The 19,942-nt window shown below is 64.0% G+C and carries 16 protein-coding genes, 2 pseudogenes and 1 riboswitch; of the genes and pseudogenes, 10 read left to right on the top strand and 8 right to left on the bottom strand.

Translation table 11 applies throughout. The features are described from left to right. The first annotated feature begins 34 nt into the window (after positions 1–34). The 3 genes from ACFQDL_RS26405 to ACFQDL_RS26395 are packed head-to-tail and all read left to right on the top strand — an operon-like array spanning position 35 to position 2,010. Positions 35–1,186, top strand: coding sequence for an ABC transporter ATP-binding protein (locus ACFQDL_RS26405; RefSeq protein WP_379911600.1), 1,152 nt, complete (start codon positions 35–37; stop codon positions 1,184–1,186). 45 nt (positions 1,187–1,231) lie between these two features. Further along, the gene (locus ACFQDL_RS26400) at positions 1,232–1,519 is read left to right on the top strand and encodes a GntR family transcriptional regulator (protein WP_379911599.1); all 288 of its coding nucleotides are present in this window, start codon (positions 1,232–1,234) and stop codon (positions 1,517–1,519) included. 26 nt (positions 1,520–1,545) lie between these two features. Beyond that, positions 1,546–2,010, top strand: a complete 465-nt coding sequence (locus tag ACFQDL_RS26395; protein ID WP_379913367.1) for a GntR family transcriptional regulator — start codon at positions 1,546–1,548, stop codon at positions 2,008–2,010. A gap of 222 nt (positions 2,011–2,232) precedes the next feature. On the opposite strand, the gene ACFQDL_RS26390 is transcribed toward ACFQDL_RS26395, so the two are convergent. Further along, positions 2,233–2,709, bottom strand: coding sequence for a GlcG/HbpS family heme-binding protein (locus ACFQDL_RS26390; protein WP_379911598.1), 477 nt, complete (start codon positions 2,707–2,709; stop codon positions 2,233–2,235). Positions 2,710–2,874: 165 nt separating this feature from the next. Here ACFQDL_RS26390 and ACFQDL_RS26385 point away from each other — a divergent pair, with 165 nt between their 5' ends. Genes ACFQDL_RS26385 through ACFQDL_RS26365 form a run of 5 tightly spaced genes read left to right on the top strand, consistent with a single transcriptional unit; the run spans position 2,875 to position 6,797 of the window. Beyond that, entirely contained in the window at positions 2,875–3,549 is a 675-nt protein-coding gene (locus ACFQDL_RS26385; RefSeq protein WP_379911597.1) for a winged helix-turn-helix domain-containing protein, read from the top strand. Beyond that, a complete protein-coding gene (locus ACFQDL_RS26380) occupies positions 3,530–3,946 on the top strand; it encodes a hypothetical protein (RefSeq protein ID WP_379911596.1) in 417 nt (138 codons plus the stop codon). The genes ACFQDL_RS26385 and ACFQDL_RS26380 overlap by 20 nt, the downstream gene beginning before the upstream one ends. 53 nt (positions 3,947–3,999) lie before the next feature. Further along, entirely contained in the window at positions 4,000–5,013 is a 1,014-nt protein-coding gene (locus ACFQDL_RS26375; protein WP_379913365.1) for a sensor histidine kinase, read from the top strand. Further along, entirely contained in the window at positions 5,007–5,891 is an 885-nt protein-coding gene (locus ACFQDL_RS26370; protein WP_379911595.1) for an AEC family transporter, read from the top strand. The genes ACFQDL_RS26375 and ACFQDL_RS26370 overlap by 7 nt, the downstream gene beginning before the upstream one ends. 57 nt (positions 5,892–5,948) lie before the next feature. Next, positions 5,949–6,797, top strand: a complete 849-nt coding sequence (locus ACFQDL_RS26365) for an SDR family oxidoreductase (RefSeq protein ID WP_379911594.1) — start codon at positions 5,949–5,951, stop codon at positions 6,795–6,797. A 116-nt stretch (positions 6,798–6,913) separates the two neighbouring features. Here the strand turns inward: ACFQDL_RS26365 and ACFQDL_RS26360 are convergent, their stop codons facing one another. The 5 genes and pseudogenes from ACFQDL_RS26360 to ACFQDL_RS26340 form a co-directional block, all read right to left on the bottom strand. Further along, the gene (locus ACFQDL_RS26360; RefSeq protein ID WP_379911593.1) at positions 6,914–8,011 is read right to left on the bottom strand and encodes a cadherin-like domain-containing protein; all 1,098 of its coding nucleotides are present in this window, start codon (positions 8,009–8,011) and stop codon (positions 6,914–6,916) included. Continuing rightward, positions 7,993–8,397 carry a hypothetical protein gene (locus tag ACFQDL_RS26355; protein WP_379911592.1) on the bottom strand — a complete coding sequence of 135 codons (405 nt, stop codon included), beginning with the start codon at positions 8,395–8,397 and terminating at the stop codon, positions 7,993–7,995. Before ACFQDL_RS26355 ends, ACFQDL_RS26360 begins: the two co-directional genes overlap by 19 nt. 5 nt (positions 8,398–8,402) lie before the next feature. Next, positions 8,403–9,293 (bottom strand): hypothetical protein, encoded by an 891-nt coding sequence (locus ACFQDL_RS26350; protein ID WP_379911591.1) that lies wholly within the window; start codon positions 9,291–9,293, stop codon positions 8,403–8,405. A gap of 263 nt (positions 9,294–9,556) precedes the next feature. Continuing rightward, a riboswitch (cyclic di-GMP riboswitch) is annotated at positions 9,557–9,632 on the bottom strand. Positions 9,633–9,885: 253 nt separating this feature from the next. After that, positions 9,886–11,780: pseudogene (locus ACFQDL_RS26345) on the bottom strand (propionyl-CoA synthetase). 349 nt (positions 11,781–12,129) lie between these two features. Then, positions 12,130–12,759, bottom strand: a complete 630-nt coding sequence (locus ACFQDL_RS26340; protein WP_379913363.1) for a pyridoxal-dependent decarboxylase — start codon at positions 12,757–12,759, stop codon at positions 12,130–12,132. Here ACFQDL_RS26340 and ACFQDL_RS26335 point away from each other — a divergent pair. Continuing rightward, a complete protein-coding gene (locus ACFQDL_RS26335) occupies positions 12,748–12,915 on the top strand; it encodes a hypothetical protein (RefSeq protein ID WP_379911590.1) in 168 nt (55 codons plus the stop codon). The two genes, ACFQDL_RS26340 and ACFQDL_RS26335, sit on opposite strands and share 12 nt — an antisense overlap. Here ACFQDL_RS26335 and ACFQDL_RS26330 read toward each other — a convergent pair. Next, positions 12,875–13,624 carry a hypothetical protein gene (locus ACFQDL_RS26330; RefSeq protein WP_379911589.1) on the bottom strand — a complete coding sequence of 250 codons (750 nt, stop codon included), beginning with the start codon at positions 13,622–13,624 and terminating at the stop codon, positions 12,875–12,877. The two genes, ACFQDL_RS26335 and ACFQDL_RS26330, sit on opposite strands and share 41 nt — an antisense overlap. Positions 13,625–14,043: 419 nt before the next feature. On the opposite strand from ACFQDL_RS26330, the pseudogene metH reads away from it, so the two are divergent. Next, positions 14,044–17,692, top strand: a pseudogene (gene metH / locus ACFQDL_RS26325) (methionine synthase). A 157-nt stretch (positions 17,693–17,849) separates the two neighbouring features. On the opposite strand, the gene ACFQDL_RS26320 reads toward metH, so the two are convergent. Continuing rightward, positions 17,850–19,787: an aconitate hydratase gene (locus ACFQDL_RS26320; RefSeq protein ID WP_379911588.1), complete on the bottom strand. Its 1,938-nt coding sequence runs from the start codon at positions 19,785–19,787 to the stop codon at positions 17,850–17,852. Positions 19,788–19,942 lie beyond the last annotated feature (155 nt).

Genomic DNA, 19,942 nt, shown 5'->3' with positions numbered 1-19,942 from the left:
GACGAAACAATAACGACAACCCGAGAGATTTATCATGGCTGACGTCAAACTCGACAACATCAAGAAAAGCTACGGCGACGTGCCGGTTCTGCACGGCATCGACCTCGATATCAAACACGGCGAGTTCGTGGTACTGGTGGGCGCCTCCGGCTGCGGCAAGTCGACGGTGCTGCGCCTGATCGCCGGTCTCGAGGAGATCAGCAGCGGTACGCTCGAGATCGGCAATCGCGTGGTGAACAGGCTGCCGCCGGCGCAGCGTGGTATCGCCATGGTGTTCCAGTCCTATGCGCTCTACCCGCACATGTCGGTATACAAAAACATGTCCTATGGCCTCAAGATCGCCGGCAAGAGCAAGGCCGACATCGAGGCCAAGGTGCGCGAAGCGGCGAAGATCCTCCACATCGACCATCTGCTCGACCGTCTGCCACGGGAACTGTCCGGCGGTCAGCGCCAGCGCGTCGCGATCGGTCGGGCCATCGTACGCGACCCCAATGTGTTCCTGTTCGACGAGCCGCTGTCGAACCTCGATGCCGCGCTGCGCGTCAAGACGCGGGTCGAGATCGGCAAGCTGCACCAGGAGCTCGGCGCCACCATCATCTACGTCACCCACGACCAGGTCGAGGCGATGACCCTCGGCGACAAGATCGTGGTGATGAACCAGGGCCGGGTCGAGCAGTGCGGCACCCCGCTGGAGCTGTACCAGCATCCGACCACCCGCTTCGTCGCCGGCTTCATCGGCTCGCCGAAGATGAACTTCCTCGACGGCAAGGTCGCCGAGATCGGCAACGGCCATGTCGAGATCCAGCTCGGCAACGGCTGCCGCAGCCGTGCCTGTGTCGAAACCGGCACCCTCAAGATCGGCGATCCGGTGACCCTCGGCGTACGGCCTGAGCACCTGCTCGAGTCGGCCGGGGCCGGCACCGTGCTGGTCGGCGACGTGACCCTGGTCGAGCGGCTCGGCGAAGCCAGCTACATCTACATGACCCTGGCCGACGGCTCCGAAATCGTGGTGCGCGGCAGCGGCGACAGCACCGTTACCACCGGCGAGCGAATCGAGGTATCCTTCGCTCCCCGCAATGCCCACCTGTTCGATGCCGACGGCAGGTCGCTGCGGCGCCTCGAAGCCGGTAACGTGCATTCCACCGCGGAACTGGCACAGATGAAAACGGTGGGCCAGGAATCCTGAAACCGCTGCCGGCCGTGCCGGCACAGCCGTCAACCGGAATCCATCATGGACAGAAACGACAGCCTGATACACAAGATCTTCGACACCCCGGTACAGAGCGCCCGCGAAGCCAGGCCGCTGTATCTGCAGCTGCAGCAACGGATCCGCGACGCCATTCGCAATGGCGTGCTGCGATATGGCGACGCCATACCGCCGGAGCGGGAAATCGCCGGCACCATGGGAGTTTCGCGCGTCACGGTGCGACGGGCCATCGACGATCTGGTGACGGAAGGCCTGCTGATCCAGCGCCAGGGGTCGGCACCTTCGTCAGCGACCGTGTCGAGCAGCCGCTGAATTTCCTCAAGAGTTTTTCCGAGGTGATGCGCGAGCGCGGCCGCACACCCGGCTCCAAGTGGCTGGACCGCTCGCTCGGCCTGGCCACCGAGGAGGAGCAGCAGGCGCTGCGGCTCGGGCCGGACGACGAGGTGGTGCGTTTCCACCGGCTGCGGCTGGTCGACGACCAGCCAATGGGATTGGAGATGGCGTCGATTCCCCGCCGCTATCTGGAGAATCCCTTCGTGGTCGAGGACTCGCTGTACCAGGTGATGTCGGAGAAGGGGCTGCGGCCGGTCAAGGCGCTGCAGCGGCTGCGGGCGATTTCGATCGACGAGGCGCGCGCCCACCACCTGGGCATACCGGTCAACAGCGCCGTGCTCTACATCGAGCGTCTCGGGCTGCTGGCCGACGACACGCCGGTGGAATTCACCCGCTCCTGGTTCCCGGGGGATGCCTACGACTTCGTCGCCGAAATCCGTAATCCGGACGTCCTGCCGGTCGAACGGTAATCCTGAAAATCGAGGAATAACACCCTGGGCGCCTCCGTACCCAACGGGCATGTCCCCGGTGCGAATCAATAGAGCACGGTCGTTATTCGCACCGGGGCGGCGCTCCTACTGTATTTGACCAGTCCCCCGTAGGAAGCGCGCCTCGCCGCGAATGACGTGGCACGATCTCCGAATGAGGCGCTGTCCGCCTCGCGGCGAGGCTCCTACGATGATCTGCCCTGATCAGGCGCCGAGCACCTTGTCGATGGCGGCCTGGGCGCAGGCGGCATCCAGATGGCCGCCGGGCGCGCCACCGACACCGATACCGCCGATCTTGGCGTCGCCCACCTTCAGCGGCAGGCCACCGTTGAGAATCAGCAGGTTCGGATGCATGTCTCTCAGACCTTCCAGCTCGGCGTTGCCGGCCACGGCCTTGGCGATGTCACCGGTCGGACGGCCCATGCTGGCGGCGGTGAAGGCCTTGCCCTGGGCGCTGGTCACGGTATGGGGACCGGCCTGCTCGTGGCGGGAAAAACCTGCCAGCACACCGCTGCGATCGACCACCGCGGCCGAGACCGCATAGCCCTGGGCCTGGCACTCGGCAACCGCCGCAGCGGCCAGTTCGCGCGCCTGGTCGTGGGAGACGACCGCCAGACGGGGCTGGTCGGCCAGAGCATGGGAGCCTGCGAGCAGCAGCGGAATGAGCATCAGTTTTTTCATCGTCGTTCTCCTGGTTGGGTAATGTCGATGGCCTGAGCTTAAGCCCACAGCCTTACCCGAACCTTGCCGGCCCATTACAATTCTGAAAGGTTGGCCGCCGGCTCTTGGGCCCGTTTGCAGCAGATGTTAGCTTAAGGCCTCTACCGATACGGAGCCGAACCCAAATTGAAACTGCTGCTGGTCGAAGATGACCTGACCATCGCCCGCTTTATTCAGAACGGCTTTCGCGAGGACGGCTTTACCGTCAACCATGTCGCCGATGGCCGCGATGCCCTGGATATCGCCGAGCAGACGGCCCACGACGCCGCCGTCATCGACCTGATGCTGCCGGGCCTCGACGGCCTCAGCCTGATCCGCGAGCTGCGCGCCCGCGGCCAGACGATGCCGATCCTGATCCTCAGTGCGCGCCACTCGGTGGATGACCGCGTTACGGGGCTGCGCAGCGGCAGTGACGATTACCTGGTCAAGCCCTTCTCCTTCGTCGAGCTGCAGGCCCGCATCCAGGCGCTGCTCAGACGCACCCAGCCAGCCGCCGGCTGCAGCCGGTTGCAACTCGCCGATCTCGAGCTGGACCGCCTCGATCGCAGCGTTCAGCGCGCCGGCACGCCGATCCAGCTGCAGCCGCGGGAGTTCGCGCTGCTGGAATACCTGCTGCAGAACCCCGGACGCATTCTGTCGAAGACGATGATTCTGGAACAGCTGTGGGACTATCAGTTCGACCCCCAGACCAACGTCGTCGATGTGCTGGTGTGCCGGCTGCGAGGCAAGATCGACAAGGACTTCGAACCCAAACTGCTGCATACCATCCGGGGTGTCGGCTATGTCCTGCGTGCCGACTGACCGGCGCCGTGCCACGGGCTGGCTGCTGAGCCTGCGACTGGGTGCCGTGCTCGGCATCGCCATACTCGGCATGGGGCTGATCGTCGATCAGCTTCTGGGGCGCTCCCTGGCCGACCGCGACCGTGAACTGCTCAAGGCCCGCCTCGAGAACTATCAGCGCATTGCCGGCCACGGCGAGCTCGCCAAATTGTACGGCGTACTCGATGAAGAGCAGCAGGAGGCCTGCTCGGCAACTGGCTTATCCGCATGCCCTCCGGCGCGATCTATGGCGCGGGCCGCTGGCAGACGCTCGAGCCACCGGCCGCGCCAGGCGACGGCTGGGTCGAGACCAGCGCCGGCGATGGCAGCCGCTGGCTGCTCGGACGGGCTTCGCTCGGCGCCGGCCGGGAGATCCTGATCGGGCTCGATGCGGCGGCGCGACGGTCTCAGCGCGTGGAGTATCGCTGGGCCATGGCGGCCCTGGTCGCGCCGATCTGGATACTGGCCGTGGCGCTGATGGTCTACATCAACCGGCGCACCCTGAGACCGATCCGCGACCTCATCGACACCGTCGAGACCATTCGCTCGAGCCGGGAACTGTCGGCCCGGGTGCCGGTGCGTGATGACCGCTCGGAACTCGGGCGCCTCTCGGTCCAGGTCAACGCCATGCTCGCGACCATCGGCCAGCTGGTCAACGGCATGCGGGAATCGCTCGACCATGTCGCCCACGACCTGCGCACTCCGCTGGCGCGTCTGCGCCTCAACCTCGAGCAGCAACTGCTGCAACCGCAGGAGACCCTGACAGCCCAGCAGATCCAGGCGCTGAGCGAGAGCATCGAGGAATGTGGACGCATCGAATCGATGCTGAAAACCCTGATGGATATCGCCGAGGCGGAATACGGCCTGCTGCAACTGGACTACCAGCCGCTGGACGGCGCCCGCCTGCTGCGGGAAATGGCCGAACTTTACCAGTACAGCGCCGAGGACGCCGGCATCTCGGTCCATCTCAGGGCCGAAGGTCCGATCCCGCTCGAGGCCGATCCGAACCGGCTCCGACAGGTGCTCGCCAACCTGATCGACAATGCCATCAAATATACGCCGGCCGGCGGTGAGGTCCGGCTCGAGGCCCACGCCGGGACCGACGCCGTGCTGTTCCGGATCTCCGACAGCGGCATCGGTATTGCCGCCGCCGACCGTCCGCATATCTACCAGCGCCTGTTCCGCGGCGATCGCAGCCGCAGCAGCAAGGGGCTCGGGCTTGGGCTCAGCCTGGTGCGGGCCATTGCCGAAGCCCATCACGGCTGCGTCAGCGAAACCAGCGCCCCCGGTGCCGGCAGCTGCTTCGAGGTACGACTGCCCGCCAGCCGCCGCCGGCCGCCGGCCCCCTTCTGCCGGAACCCCTTCAGCAAGACCCTCTTCAGCAAGAAAGGCGTTAGCGTTATCATCACGCCTTTTGCGTCCCGCGGGAGCAATAGACGATGGTGATTCCCTTTCTGGCCAGCCTGACGCCGGTACTGGTCTGCACCGGCCTTGGCTGGATACTGAGCCGGCGTACCCGACTGCTCGACGACCCCGACCTGCCCCAGCTGGTCATGGTCATCGGTCTGCCGGCACTGCTGCTCAACTCGCTGCTGCGCATGGACGCCGGTATCAGCCAGTTGTCGCAGACAATCCTGGCCACCCTCGCCATGCTGGCCCTGTCGGTATTGATGGCGGCTGCGCTGCTGAAGATCGCCCGTCAGCCGCTGCGTTTTCTGGTGCCGGTGCTGTCAAACCCCAACACCGGCAACCTCGGCATCCCGGTGGTTTATGCGCTGCTCGGCCCCGATGCCCTGCCTTATGCGGTGGTCGTATCGACCACCGTCGGCCTCAGCAATCTCTCCCTCGGCGCCTGGCTGATGTCCGGGCGGCTCGACCCGAGGGCGCTGCTTGCCAACGGCTCGGTGATCGCGCTGCTGGTTGGCGTCCTGCTGCTGCTCGCCGATATCCCGGTACCGGCGCCGATTATGGATACCCTGGACCTGCTGGCCGGCATTACGGTGCCGATCATGCTGCTGCTGCTCGGCCGCTCGCTGGCGTCGATCCGCCTCGGAGGCAACATCGGTTTCGGACTGATCGGGCTGCTCAGTGCCGGTCGGGTGCTGATCGGGGCCGCTGCGGCGCTGATCGTCCTGCAACTGCTGCCGATGCCCGAGTTGCTGGCAGAGTCGCTGCTGATTCAGGCCTGCATGCCGGTCGCGGTACTGAGCTACATCCTGGCCAGCCAGTACCAGGGGCCCAAGGACCTGATTGCCGCCGTCATCCTCTGTTCGATGCCACTGTCGCTGCTCGCCGTCATGCTCCTGTCCGCCTTCTACCTCTGAAGTCGGCGGCCGGTTCTGGTAGCATGCGCTCTCCAGGGATCACCAGGGCACCAAGAAATGGAAAAGAGCATCCTGATCACCGGCTGCTCCAGCGGAATCGGACACCATGTCGCACTGGCGCTGCGCGAGCGCGGCTACCGTGTCTTCGCCACAGCGCGCAAACCCGAGGACGTCGAACACCTGCGCGAGCAGGGCTTCGAGGCCTGCCGGCTCGACCTCGACGACCCGGCCTCGATCGCCGCGGCGGTCGACCGGGTGCTGGCGCAGACCGGCGGCACACTCTATGCGCTGTTCAACAATGGCGCCTATGGACAGCCGGGCGCGGTCGAGGATCTCAGCCGCGAGGTGCTGCGCGCCCAGTTCGAGACCAACCTCTTCGGCACCCATGAGCTGACCTGCCGGGTGCTGCCGGTCATGCGCCGCCAGGGCTACGGGCGGATCATCCAGCACAGCTCGGTACTGGGACTGATCACGCTGAAGTACCGCGGCGCCTACAACGCCTCCAAGTTCGCGCTCGAAGGGCTGACCGACACCCTGCGCCAGGAGCTGGACGGTAGCGGCATTCAGGTTTCGCTGATCGATACGGGACCTGTGCTCAGCCGCTTCCGTGAAAACGCCTATCGCATGTTCAAGCAGCATATCGATGTCGAGGCCAGCGCCCATCGCCAGACCTACGAAGCGGTCGAACGGCGCCTGGCCGCCGAAGGTACCCAGAAGAAGGATCGGTTCACCAAAAGGCCGGAGGCCGTGCTGGAAAAGGTGATCCTGGCACTGGAAGCGCCGCGCGCGCGGCCGCGCTACTACGTCACGACCCCGACCTATCTGCTCGGCGGCCTGAAACGGATGCTGTCGAGCCTGATGCTCGACCGGGTCCTGAATGCGATTTCGGATCGGGAGAATCGGTGACAGCTTTGTAGGAGCCCGCCCCGTGGGCGAACAGGCCTGGGCAGGCACTCGGTTCGCCCGGAGGCCGGGCTCCTACGGTTACCCGGCATACGGAGTATTCGTATGCCGGGTTAGATTCAACAGCCTTTCTTCGGGTGACATTTGCCGCCACCGCCGGTGTCGCCACCATCACCTCCCCCGCTGTCACCGCCGCCGTCCGGACTGATGTTGACCGAGACGGTGGCAGTTGCAGAACCGCCGTTACTGTCGATAACGGTATAAGTGAAACTGTCGCCACCGCGCCTGTTGCCACTGCTGTAGGTGACCTGGCTGCCGTCGTGGGTCAGGCTTCCCTTGTTGGCGCCGGTGACGCTGGCGATCGTCAGGCTGTCGCCGTCGGGGTCGCTGTCATTGGCGAGCACATCGATCACGACACTGCTGTTCAGTCCGACCGAGGCGCTGTCATCGGCAGCCACCGGCGCACCGTTCACCGCATGGACGGTGACCGTCACGGTCGCCGGAGCGGACTCCGCCAGCCCGTCGGTAACGGTATAAGTGAAGCTGGTGGTGCCACTGAAGCCAGCTGCGGGCGTGTAGACCAGCTCGCCCCCGCTGGCGACGACGCTACCATCGCTGCTGGCGCCAACCGTTTCGATGTTGAGGCTGTCACCGTCGGCATCGGTATCGTTGGCCAGTACCGGGATCGAAACGGCCACCCCCGCGTCGGTCGAGGCGCTGTCGTCGTTTGCCACCGGCACCTGATTGGCGTAGGTCGTCGCACTCTGTATCGACGACCAGGCGGTTTCGTTGCCGTAAGCGTCCCGTGCCTTGACCTGGAAGCTATAGAGGGTCCCCGGCGCCAGTCCCGTCGCGCTGTATTGGGTACTGCCCTGCCAGCCGCTGTAACCGCAGCCGCTGCCGCCGGTCACGCACTGGAACCAGTATTCGACGACGCCGGAGTCATCCGAGGCGGCATTGACGGCCATATCGATACTGCTGGTACTGCTCGCAGCGGGCAACGTGGCCCACCAGCCTGCAGAATTCACCGTCGGCGGCGTATCGTCGGTGACCGCCGGCTGGACAGTGCCAGAGATGTAATAGAAACCGAGGCTGCCATAGTCGCTGTAGGGGCTCGCGGCACTGCCGACGCCGCTGATCTGCAGGTAGTAGCGGCCAGCCGGTACGTACTGATCGAGCTGAGCCATAGTATCGCCGCTCAGGTCGCTGCTGGCCACGGGGTTGCCCAGAGCGTCATAAAGTTTGGCCTCGATATCGAGATTGGCGCCGCGCCGGCTGTCGCGGTAGAAAGCTTCCAGGCCGGCAGCAGGTTGAAGGTTACGTAGCCTTCGGCGGTGTCGAACCAGAACAGGTCGACGTCGCTACGCGTCTCGATCACCCCCTTGTTGGCCGGATCCTGGTTGTAGGGATCGATCTCGGGGAAGGTCACCGCCACGATGCCATCGGCATCGACCTGCAGCGCCGTCGCACTGCCGGGACTGTTGCCGTGATCATCGCTGCGGTAGCCGAGCTGGCCGCTGATGATCGCAACGTCGTCCTGGGTATTGTTGGCATCGGCGTACTCGCCTTTGCTCCACTGGGTGACGTTGTTGTAGTAACCCACGCCCATCACCGGGGCCCAGGAGATGTAACCGGAGCCATGGCCGCTGTAATAACCCGTCGTCGAGGTGCCATCGTGACCGAGCCCCAGGTTATGCCCGAACTCGTGGCTCGAGGCTTCCGAGACATAGGGCGGGAAACCGCCGCCGAGGTTGTCGTAATAGACCAGCGCCGGCTGATAGTAGGTATAGTACGAAGCCCCCAGACTCCGACATACGCCACCCCGCCCGCCGACGAGTGGGGCATCGGCGAGCCGGTTTCGTCGGTACTGTCCGTGATCAGCACATGGCCGGTGGTCGGGCCGAAACCGCCCGGGTCCTCGGTCGTGACATCGATGTCGAAGGGCGCCATGTCCTCGGCGACCCGGTGCCAGATCTCGGCGATCTGGTTGCGTTCGCTGTCACTGAAACCGGTGGGATTGCCATCGGTATCGTAGGGGCGCGCAAAGTAGGACGAAGCGCCGCCGCTGTTCCAGGCGGTGTCCGTGATCACATGACCGTCGAAGTCGAGAAACACCACCTGGCTCGCGCCCGGCCGGCTATGCAACAGGAAGGCGTCTTCCGGTGCAATCGCCTCGACGCCCGGCTCGCTCGGTTCCGTGGTGCCGTCGGCCTCGTCGGGCAGCACCGTATCGGCATAGAAGATGGCCCCGTCACCGTCGACGTGCAGAAATTCGTAATCCTCGACCGGTATATCGAAGCGCTCGAGCCATTCCAGCGCACGCTGCTGCGCGGCCGGCGGCAGTTTCTCGATCTGGGATTTGAGCCGTCCCGGCGGCAGCCGGTCCGGATCACCGGAGAAGGCGGCGGCGCCGCCCTGACCCGGTGCGGCCAGGGTGCTGCAACTGACGAAAACGGATAGCAGGCATCCGGCAAGAGAGCCTGTGCGTATGATATTCATCCTTAGTCTCCCTGCTCGCCCCGAAAGCCGGTGTGCGGGGCTCGCTTTTCGAGTGTATTTCTGTCCTTCGCATCCTCGGTGCGGCCGGAGACCGCCCCTGCAAAGGGTAGCGTGACAAATCGGAAATTTCCGCAAGCGATAACGGATAATCGACCCGGCTGCGGATCGGCGGCATACGGCAGGCAAATACCGGCAACCTGTGAATCCTGAACAACGCTTGCGCGAAAGACCCACAGCTACCGGCTGAAGAGGCGTGACTCTCGTTCGGTAGTCCGGCTATCCAGCGAGGGACCCGTGACTTTGCGTCATCCGGTTGCCCGGATTTTGCCATTTCGGGAGAGGATCTTTCTGAGTTGATCCTTGGCGCCCGGAACGGTCGTCGGCGGCTGGCCCACGTCATTCAGGACAGATTCAACTCTGTCGGATGGATGCTAGCAAAAACGGTCGTTCAATAATTAGATGAATATGGAATATCGATACGGAAAAGTTGTATTTTCTGAATAAGTTAATTTAATTAACTGATTTACAAAGATATTTAATTGTCTCCACATGGCGACAAAGGCCCGGGACGGGCCTCTGTCGGCGCCGGTCCTCAGCTTCGGGCCACCAGCCCGCGACTGTCGAGCGCCGCCTCGATTTCCGACAGGCTGGTCGGGTCATCGATGGTCGACGGCACGCTGTATGCCTGACCGTCGGCGATCTGGCGCAGCAGCTTGCGCAGGATCTTGCCGGAACGGGTCTTGGGCAGGCGCTGCACCACCACCGCACGCCGGAAACAGGCGACCGCTCCGATCTCCTTGCGCACGCTGGCCACCAGCTCGGCCTCGAGTGCCGCCTCGTCGACCTCGACGCCATCCTTGAGCAGCACCAGGCCGACCGGCTGCTGACCCTTGAGCTCGTCGTTGATGCCGATCACCGCGCATTCGGCTACCGCCGGATGGGCCGCGACGATCTCCTCCATTTCACCGGTGGAGAGCCGGTGCCCGGCGACATTAATGACATCGTCCGTCCGCCCCATGATGAAGACATAGCCGTCCCCGTCCTTGTAACCGCCATCCCCCGAGCAGTAAAAGCCGGGGAAATCGCTCAGATAGCCGGCACGAAAACGTTCGAAATTGCCCCAGACGGTCGGCAGGCAGCCCGGCGGCAACGGCAGCTTCAGTGCCACACTGCCCTGCTCCCCGGCCGGCATTTCCTGACCCGCGGGATCGAGGATCTGCACGTTGAAGCCCGGCACCGGCACGGTGGCCGAGCCGGGTTTGGGCTCCAGCATCTCGATACCGGTCGGATTGCCGCAGATCGCCCAGCCGGTCTCGGTTTGCCACCAGTGATCCACGACCGGCTTGCCGGTGACTTCGAGGGTCCAGTGGTAGGTCGGTGGATCGAGGCGCTCGCCGGCCATGAAAATGGTTTCCAGTTTCGACAGGTCATACTGTCGCAGCCGTTCGCCCCGGGGATCCTCCTTCTTGATGGCGCGAAAAGCGGTCGGCGCAGCGAACAGCGCCTTGACACCGTAGTCGGCACAGACGCGCCAGAAAGCGCCGGCATCAGGGGTACGCACAGGCTTGCCCTCGTACACCAGGGTGGTGCAGCCGGCCAGCAGGGGGCATAGACGATATAGGAGTGTCCCACGACCCAGCCGACATCGGACGCGGCCCAGAACACCTCGCCCGGATCCATGTTGTAGATGGCCTTCATCGAATAGCGCAGCGCCACCGCATGACCGCCGTTGTCGCGCACGACCCCCTTGGGCTTGCCGGTCGTGCCGGAGGTATAGAGGATATAGAGCGGATCGGTCCCCTTCACCGGCACGCAGCCGGCGTCCTGGGCATCCTTCATCGCCTCGACCCAGTCCAGGTCCCGCCCCGGAACCATCGAGGCGGTGATCATGCTGCGCTGGAACACCACACAGCGCTCAGGCTTGTGACTGGAACGTTCGATCGCCTCGTCCAGCAACGGCTTGTAGGGGATGACCTTGTCGACTTCGATGCCGCAGGACGCGGACACTATCACTTTGGGCTCGGCGTCCTCGATTCGCATTGCCAGCTCCGGCGCTGCGAAGCCGCCGAAAACCACCGAATGGACGGCACCGAGACGGGCGACCGCCAGCATCGCCACCACCGCTTCCGGGATCATCGGCATGTAGATCACCACCCGATCGCCTTTGGCGACGCCCTGCGCCTGCAGCACACCGGCAAAGCGGGCCACCTGGTCACGCAGCTCGCGATAGCTGAACTGGCGCCGGGTAGCGGTCACCGGCGAGTCGTAGATCAGCGCCGTCTGGTCGCCCCGCCCTTCCTCTACGTGAACATCCAGCGCCAGGTAGGCGGTATTGAGTTCGCCGTCGGCAAACCAGCGATCGATACCGTTTTCGTCCTGCGAGAGGATGCGTTGCGGTGCCTTGAACCACTGAAGCGCGGCGGCCTTTTCGGCCCAGAAGTCTTCGGGATTCGCGATCGATTGTGCGTACTCTGCTTGGTAGGACATTGTCCGGCCCCTTTATTGTTATCACCTGAGGTTTCAGGGGCCTTGTTATGATTGTTGACAGTTAGCCCCGCATCTAGGCTCAACCATACTGAAAAACGGCTGAATTTTAACCTAGACGAAAGGCTAAAGGCCCTTGGTTTGTTGATCCTGGGCAAGTATCGGTGCATAACTGCGATTTCGGGCCATCACAAACTGTCGACAGTTATTGATGCGATGGGTCTGTAAACTGGAACTCAGGCGACCGGGCAGCTGACCAGCCGGTTCAGTTCGGCAATGTCGGCATCCCCGGCCATGCCCCGGACGATCTCGCGCTGCTCCTCGATAACGTCCTGCAGCACCTGGTCGGTGGTCAGGGGTTGGCCAGCACGACGCGAAACACCGTGATCAGCTGGCGCCCGTAGCGTTCGGGCGTCAGGCGGGTGCGGGAGACGAACGCCTTGCCGTGCTCGCGCTGGGTTTTCTGCACGGTACGGGTGATGCGGCTGAGCACCTCGTTGATCCGCCGGCACAGATCGGCATCGGCGCCACGCAGCGTTTCCTGCACCGGGGCCGGCGCCCAGCGGTAGGTCAGAATATTGAGTTCGGGCTCGGAGACCAGTTCGAAGTCCTCGAGCGTGTCGACCCGGCTGGCGAAGCGCCGGGCCATTTCGATGCCGTTGTCGATCAGCAGGCCGTAGCCGCGGCGACCGATGATCTTCAGCGCCGAATGCACCAGCATCGCCATTCCCGGACGGGACCCTTCAAGGGTGGCACTGCCCAGATCCTTCGAGCCCTGGCGGATGATGTACTGGGCGTGGTGCTCGATACTGCCGAGCGCGGAGGGATCGCGGAACAGCACCAGCCCGACGCCCATGGGCACATAGAGCTGCTTGTGCGCGTCGATGGTCACCGAGTCGGCGCGCTCGATGCCCTTCAGGCGGCCGCGGTAACGGTCGGAGAACAGCGTCGGCCCCCAGGCGCCGTCGACATGGAAATGGATTCCCCGTTCCTGGGCGATATCGGCCAGCCTGTCCAGGGGTCGATATTGCCGGTCTCGGTGGTGCCGGCCACGCCGACCAGCGCGAAGGGGCGGATATTCTGCCGCTGCAGCTGTTTCAGCTTCGCCTCGAGGGCATCCGGACGGATCCGGTTGTGACCATCCGTCTCGACGGTGACGATCTGATCGCGCCCGATCCCGAGCACGTCGGCGGACTTGGACAGCGAATAGTGGCCACGCTCCGATACCAGCACCGCAGTGCCTTCACAGCCGTAATGACGCATCGCGGCAAATACCCCGCTGCGCGTAATGCCCGGGAAGTCGCCATCGGGACCGAAGGCCCGGTTACGGGCCGCCCAGAGCGCGGTGATATTGGCGACGGTGCCCCCGGAGCAGAAAGCCCCAGGTGTCTGTGGCTGTCGTGCAGCCAGCGGTCGTAAAACGCCTCCGGCTCGCCGTAGACAAGACGGTGCAGCATGCCCAGCACCTGGCGCTCGAGCGGCGTGAAGGCCTTCGAGGTCTCCGTTTTCACCAGGTTCTGGTTCAGGGCGATCATGATCTTGGACAGCGGGATCATGAAATAGGGCAACGCCGAGGTCATGTGCCCGACGAAACTCGGCGAGGAGGTATGCACGGACTGGGCGACCACCTTCTCGAGCAGGAACTGGGCCTGATCGGACACGTACACCGGCTGCTCCGGGATCTCGGTGTCGTTGAAATCGCGCTCGATCTTTACCAGATCGGTCTCTTCGGCAACGATATGATCCTGCAGGAACCCGGCAAGGTTGGCGGAAATATGGTTCTCCAGCCGGCTCAGTGTCGACCCCGGGGCTTCGGGAACGGTGAAGATCCGCAGCAGGTTTTCCATGCTGACCTCCGCTGGCTTCGATTTTCTGTTCATGGATGTTCGCTACCTTCTGCCATACCTTGACTGCCGCGGCGGGCGATCGAATTCTACCTTTTTTACACTCAAATTGGCCGGACGTGCTCATTTTTTTGCATTGCGACACCGAAACCGGAAAGGGTTGCCGGGCCGTCATGCCTGCAGCTGCCGGCTCGACAACGGGCCCCGGCACGATCACGGCGCCCCTGCCGGGCGCAGAATGAGGCCCTTTTGTGCCTGTCTGTTTGCAATTTTTTTCAACTCACCTTGAACAGCACTCAGGAAAAGCGGCAAGCTTTTGATTTACAATAGCGAACCTTATGGATTGATATTCGACCGGGGCCGAACAGGTGACAGAAGTAAATCGTTTCAAGACACTGCAGGACACGCTCAACAACCGCATCATGATCATCGATGGCGGCATGGGCACCATGATCCAGCAGCACCGGCTTGAAGAGCAGGACTATCGCGGCGAGCGTTTCGCCGACTGGCATACCGACGTCAAGGGCAACAACGATCTGCTGGTGCTGACCCAGCCGAAACTGATTGCCGATATACATCGGGACTACCTGCTTGCCGGGGCCGATATCGTCGAAACCAACACCTTCAACGCCACCCGCATCGCGATGGCCGACTACGACATGGAGTCGCTGAGCCACGAGATCAACGTCGAAGCCGCCCGCCTGGCACGCCGCATCTGCGACGAGGTCGAAGCGAAAACCGGCGAGGCGCGCTATGTGGCCGGGGTGCTGGGGCCGACCAACCGCACCTGCTCGATCTCGCCGGACGTCAACGACCCGGGCTACCGCAACGTCAGTTTCGACGAACTGGTCGAGGCCTACCTGGAATCGATCGACGGCCTGGTGCAGGGCGGCTCCGATATCATCCTGATCGAAACCATCTTCGATACCCTCAACGCCAAGGCGGCGATCTTCGCGGTCGAGAAGTATTTCGACGACAACGGCCTCCGCCTGCCGGTGATGATCTCCGGCACCATTACCGACGCCTCGGGCCGCACCCTGTCGGGCCAGACCACCGAAGCCTTCTGGAATTCGGTGCGTCACGCCCGGCCGATCTCGGTGGGCCTCAACTGCGCCCTGGGGCCGAAGGAGCTGCGCCAGTACGTCGAGGAGCTGGCACGCATCGCCGAAACCCATGTTTCGGTACACCCCAATGCGGGCCTCCCCAACGCCTTTGGCGAGTACGACGAGACGCCGGAGGAGATGGCCGGGGAGATCGCCGAGTGGGCCCGCTCCGGCTTCCTCAATCTGGTCGGCGGCTGCTGCGGTACCACCCCCGAACATATCCGCGCCATCCGCGAGGCCGTCGAACCGCAGGCGCCCCGGGCCCTGCCCGGGATCAAGCCGGAATGCCGGCTGGCCGGGCTCGAGCCGATGAACATCGGCGAGGATACCCTGTTCGTCAATGTCGGCGAGCGCACCAACGTCACCGGCTCCGCGGTGTTCAAGCGCCTGATCAAGGAAGGCGACTACGAAACGGCGCTCGACGTGGCGCGCCAGCAGGTCGAGAACGGCGCCCAGATCATCGACATCAACATGGACGAGGGCATGCTCGACGCCGAGGCGGCGATGGTGCGTTTCCTCAACCTGATCGCGTCGGAGCCCGATATTTCCCGGGTGCCGATCATGATCGACTCGTCGAAATGGGAGGTGATCGAAGCCGGCCTCAAATGCATCCAGGGCAAGGGTGTGGTCAACTCCATCTCCCTCAAGGAAGGCGAAGACAAGTTCATCGAACAGGCGCGGCTGGTGCGCCGCTACGGTGCCGCCGTCATCGTCATGGCGTTCGACGAAACCGGCCAGGCCGACACCTTCGCGCGCAAGAAGGAGATCTGCGAGCGCTCCTACCGGGTGCTGGTCGACAAGGTCGGCTTCCCGCCGGAAGACATCATCTTCGACCCCAACATCTTCGCCGTCGCCACCGGTATCGACGAACACAACAACTACGCCGTCGACTTCATCGAGGCCACCGGCTGGATCAAGCAGCACCTGCCCTACGCCAAGATCTCCGGCGGCGTCTCCAACGTGTCCTTCTCGTTCCGCGGCAACAACCCGGTGCGCGAGGCGATCCACTGCGTCTTTCTCTACCACGCCATCCAGAAAGGCATGGACATGGGCATCGTCAACGCCGGCCAGCTGGCGATCTACGACGACCTGCCCGAGGAACTGCGCGAGCGCGTCGAGGACGTCATCCTCAACCGCCGCAACGACGGCACCGAGCGGCTGCTCGAGATCGCCGAGAAATACCGCGGCGATGGTGCCGCGGCCGAAGCCCCGAAGCCCAGGAGTGGCGTTCCTGGGAGGTGAACCAGCGCCTCAGCCACAGCCTGGTGAAAGGCATTACCGAATTCATCGACGAGGATGTCGAAGAGGCCCGCTGCAACCACGACCGCCCCATCGAGGTGATCGAAGGTCCGCTGATGAACGGCATGGGCGTGGTCGGCGACCTCTTCGGTTCGGGCAAGATGTTCCTGCCGCAGGTGGTGAAATCCGCCCGGGTGATGAAAAAGGCGGTCGCCTACCTGATGCCCTTTATCGAGGCGGAAAAGGCCGACAACGTCAGCAGCTCCGCCGGCAAGGTGGTGATGGCGACGGTCAAGGGCGATGTCCACGATATCGGCAAGAATATCGTCGGCGTCGTGCTGCAGTGCAACAACTTCGAGGTGATCGACCTTGGCGTGATGGTGGCCGCCGAGAAGATCCTGACGACCGCCCGCGAGGAAAATGCCGACCTGATCGGCCTGTCCGGCCTGATCACGCCGTCCCTCGACGAGATGGTTCACGTCGCCAGGAGATGGAACGCCAGGGCTTCGAGATTCCCTTGCTGATCGGCGGTGCCACCACCTCCAAGGCCCACACCGCGGTGAAGATCGAGAAAGGCTACAAGCGCGACCAGGTGGTCCATGTCACCAATGCCTCGCGCGCCGTCGGCGTCGCCTCCGCCCTGCTGTCGAAGACCCGCAAGGCGGCCTTCGTCAGGGAAGTGCAGGAAGAGTACGCCGCGATCCGCGAGCGCCACGCCGCGCGCCAGAACGACAAGCGCCGCGTCTCGCTGCAGGCCGCGCGCGCCAACAAGTTCGCCATCGACTGGGACAGCTACACCCCGCCGGTACCGAAACAGCTCGGCATCCAGGTGTTCGACGACTACGACCTGTCGGAACTGGTCGACTACATCGACTGGACACCGTTCTTCCAGTCCTGGGAGCTGGCCGGCCGCTTTCCGCGCATCCTCAGCGACGAGGTGGTCGGCGAGGAAGCCACCAAGCTCTATAACGATGCCCGCGCGATGCTCAAGCAACTGGTCGACGAGAAGCTGCTCAGGGCCCGCGCGGTGATCGGCATTTTCCCGGCCAACAGCGTCGATGACGACGATATCGAGCTTTACACCGACGATTCCCGCAGCGAAGTACTGATGCGCCTGCATCACCTGCGCCAGCAGACCGAGAAGGTCGCCGGCAAGGCCAATATGTGCCTGACCGACTTCATCGCGCCGAAAGCATCGGGCAAAAAGGACTACTACGGCGCCTTCGCCGTCACCGCCGGCATCGGCGTCGACGAACTGGTGGCCAAATACGAGGCCGACCACGACGACTACCACAGCATCATGGTCAAGGCGCTGGCGGACCGTCTGGCCGAAGCCTTCGCCGAGCGCATGCACGCCCGCGTGCGCCGCGAGTTCTGGGGCTACGCGGCCGACGAGCAGCTCGACAACGAGGACCTGATTCGGGAGAAATACGCCGGCATCCGTCCGGCGCCCGGTTACCCGGCCTGCCCGGACCATACCGAAAAGGGACTGCTGTGGCAGCTGCTCGAGGTCGAGCGGAACGCCGGCATCACCATCACCGAGTCCTATGCGATGCTGCCGACGGCCGCGGTCAGCGGCTGGTATTTCAGTCATCCGCAGGCGCAGTATTTCGGCGTTGCCAAGATCGGCGAGGACCAGGTCGAGAGTTATGCCCAGCGCACCGGCATGGAGATGACCGAGGCGGAACGCTGGCTGGCGCCGAACCTCGGCTACGAGCCGGAGGAATAATTGTAGGAGCCTCGCCCCGAGGCGAACACAGTCGGCACCGCGGTCATTCGCAACGCGGCAGCGCGCCTACAGCCAAAGCCGTAACACCTGATCGTAGGAGCCTCGCCCCGAGGCGAATAGATTTGGCACCGCGGTCATTCGCACCGCGGCGGCCCGCCTACGAAGCCTTGTTTCGCAACCAGTTGACCAGGCCGCCGGCCTGGATCAGCGCGCACTGGCGCTCCGACAGCTGATGCTCGAGCGCCAGCTGCCCCTCCCTGTCCTTGATCCGGGCCTGTAGCCTCAGCCCCGGAGCCAGGTTCTGCAGCTCCTCCAGCACCAGCACATCGCCCGGCTGCAGCCGCTCGTAATCGGCTTCGTCTTTCAGCGTCAGCGGCAGGACGCCGTAGTTGACCAGGTTCTGCCAGTGGATGCGGGCGAAGCTTTTCGCGATCACCAGTCGAAGGCCGAGATGACGTGGCGCGATGGCGGCATGTTCGCGGCTCGAGCCCTGGCCGTAGTTGCGCCCGGCCAGCAGTGCATGCCCGCCCTGCTCCTTCAGTCTGCCGGCCTCTTCGACATATTCCGGCGCCAGCTTTTCGAATACGAACTCGGCGATCTTCGGGATATTGCTGCGATACGGCAGCACCCGGGCGCCGGCCGGCATGATTTCGTCGGTCGAGACGTCATCCCCGAGCTTCAGCAGCAGCGGCAGTTCCAGCCGTTGCGGCAACGGTTCGAATACCGGCAGCGAAACGATATTGGGTCCCTTGATCAGCTCGATGCCGCGCCCGTCCACGGGCGGCGCTTCGAACAGCCGGGCGTCCAGTTCGCAGCCTTCGGGCGGCGCCAAGGCCGGATAGTCGAGGCCGAGGCCGCGCGGGTCGGTAATGACCCCTTCGAGGGCCGAGGCCGTTGCGGTTTCGGGGCTGCACAGCCAGACCCGGTCCTCGGCCGTGCCGGAGCGGCCGGGAAAATTGCGCGGCGTGGTACGCAGGCTGTTCTGGTCGGTCGCCGGTGCCTGCCCCATGCCGATACAGCCGTTGCAGCCGGCCTGATGCAGGCGCGCGCCGGCCGCGATCAGCACATCCAGGTACCCGGAGCGGATCAGTCGCTGCAGCAGTTGCCGCGACGTCGGGTTGATATCGAACGAGACCCCATCGGCGACCTGCCGCCCTTTTACCATCTCGGCGGCAATCGCAAAGTCCCGAAAGCCCGGATTCGCCGACGAACCGATATAGGCCTGATAGATCGGCTCGCCGGCCACCTCGGTCACCGGCACGACATTGCCCGGACTCGAGGGCCTCGCGATCAGCGGCTCGAGACTGCCGAGATCGATACTGTCGTGATGATCGTAGTCGCAGCCTTCATCGGCGCACAATTCGCGCCATTCATGGCCCCGCCCCTCGCTTTCGAGGAACCGCCGTACTTCGGCATCGGACGGGAATACAGAAGTGGTCGCGCCCAGTTCCGCCCCCATATTGGCGATCACATGACGGTCCATGGCGCTCAGGCTCTGTAGTCCCGGGCCCCGGTATTCGATGATGCGGTTGACCCCGCCCGAGACACCGTGGCGGCGCAGCATTTCCAGAATGACGTCCTTGGCGCTGACCCAGTCGGGCAGCCGGCCGGTCAGCTCGACGCCCCAGATTTCCGGCATCTGCAGCCAGACAGGCTCGCCGGCCATGGCCGTGGCGACATCGGCACCGCCGGCGCCGATCGCCAGCATGCCGATCGCACCACAGGCGGGGGTATGGCTGTCGGAGCCGATCAGCGTCGCGCCCGGCACGCCGAAATTGAGCATGTGCAGCGGATGGCTGATGCCGTTGCCCGGGCGACTGAACCAGAGTCCGAAGCGCCGCGCCGCGCTTTCGAGAAAGCGGTGGTCGTCCGGATTCCTGCTGTCCTCCTGGATGAGGTTGTGATCGACGTACTGCACCGAGAGGTCGGTCTGGACCCGATCGAGCCCCATCGCCTCGAGCGTCAGCATCACCAGGGTACCGGTGGCGTCCTGGCAGAGGGTCTGATCGAAACGCAGCGCGATCGACTCGCCGGGCGTCATATCGCCGTCCAGCAGGTGTGTTGCTATCAATTTACGGGCAAGATTCTGCCGCATGATTCACCTCCGCCCGAACGCTGCAAGCCGTCGGCCGTGAGCGGAAGGGCTCCACGTTGATTTAACAGTCTGTAGGATGGATGGAGCCGCAACAGCACTTTACTGTCCGCGCGCAGGAGATCGTTTGCGGCGTAACCCATCAATAACTCCGGCGT

This window comes from Marinobacterium aestuariivivens (genome assembly GCF_042661465.1).
Lineage (GTDB): Bacteria > Pseudomonadota > Gammaproteobacteria > Pseudomonadales > Balneatricaceae > Marinobacterium_A > Marinobacterium_A aestuariivivens.
Note: the sequence above shows the minus strand (reverse complement) of the source record. Positions and strands in the feature narration are given on the sequence as shown.

What these genes read in the sequence shown, in the direction of transcription:
- ACFQDL_RS26375 (WP_379913365.1), top strand. Translation starts at nt 4,000, where the DNA reads ATGGCGGCCCTGGTCGCGCCGATCTGGATACTGGCCGTGGCGCTGATG.
- ACFQDL_RS26370 (WP_379911595.1), top strand. Translation starts at nt 5,007, where the DNA reads ATGGTGATTCCCTTTCTGGCCAGCCTGACGCCGGTACTGGTCTGCACC.
- ACFQDL_RS26395 (WP_379913367.1), top strand. Translation starts at nt 1,546, where the DNA reads ATGCGCGAGCGCGGCCGCACACCCGGCTCCAAGTGGCTGGACCGCTCG.
- ACFQDL_RS26350 (WP_379911591.1), bottom strand. Translation starts at nt 9,293, where the DNA reads ATGAATATCATACGCACAGGCTCTCTTGCCGGATGCCTGCTATCCGTT.
- ACFQDL_RS26320 (WP_379911588.1), bottom strand. Translation starts at nt 19,787, where the DNA reads ATGCGGCAGAATCTTGCCCGTAAATTGATAGCAACACACCTGCTGGAC.
- ACFQDL_RS26380 (WP_379911596.1), top strand. Translation starts at nt 3,530, where the DNA reads ATGTCCTGCGTGCCGACTGACCGGCGCCGTGCCACGGGCTGGCTGCTG.
- ACFQDL_RS26390 (WP_379911598.1), bottom strand. Translation starts at nt 2,709, where the DNA reads ATGAAAAAACTGATGCTCATTCCGCTGCTGCTCGCAGGCTCCCATGCT.
- ACFQDL_RS26405 (WP_379911600.1), top strand. Translation starts at nt 35, where the DNA reads ATGGCTGACGTCAAACTCGACAACATCAAGAAAAGCTACGGCGACGTG.
- ACFQDL_RS26400 (WP_379911599.1), top strand. Translation starts at nt 1,232, where the DNA reads ATGGACAGAAACGACAGCCTGATACACAAGATCTTCGACACCCCGGTA.
- ACFQDL_RS26330 (WP_379911589.1), bottom strand. Translation starts at nt 13,624, where the DNA reads ATGGAAAACCTGCTGCGGATCTTCACCGTTCCCGAAGCCCCGGGGTCG.
- ACFQDL_RS26335 (WP_379911590.1), top strand. Translation starts at nt 12,748, where the DNA reads ATGGAAATGGATTCCCCGTTCCTGGGCGATATCGGCCAGCCTGTCCAG.
- ACFQDL_RS26365 (WP_379911594.1), top strand. Translation starts at nt 5,949, where the DNA reads ATGGAAAAGAGCATCCTGATCACCGGCTGCTCCAGCGGAATCGGACAC.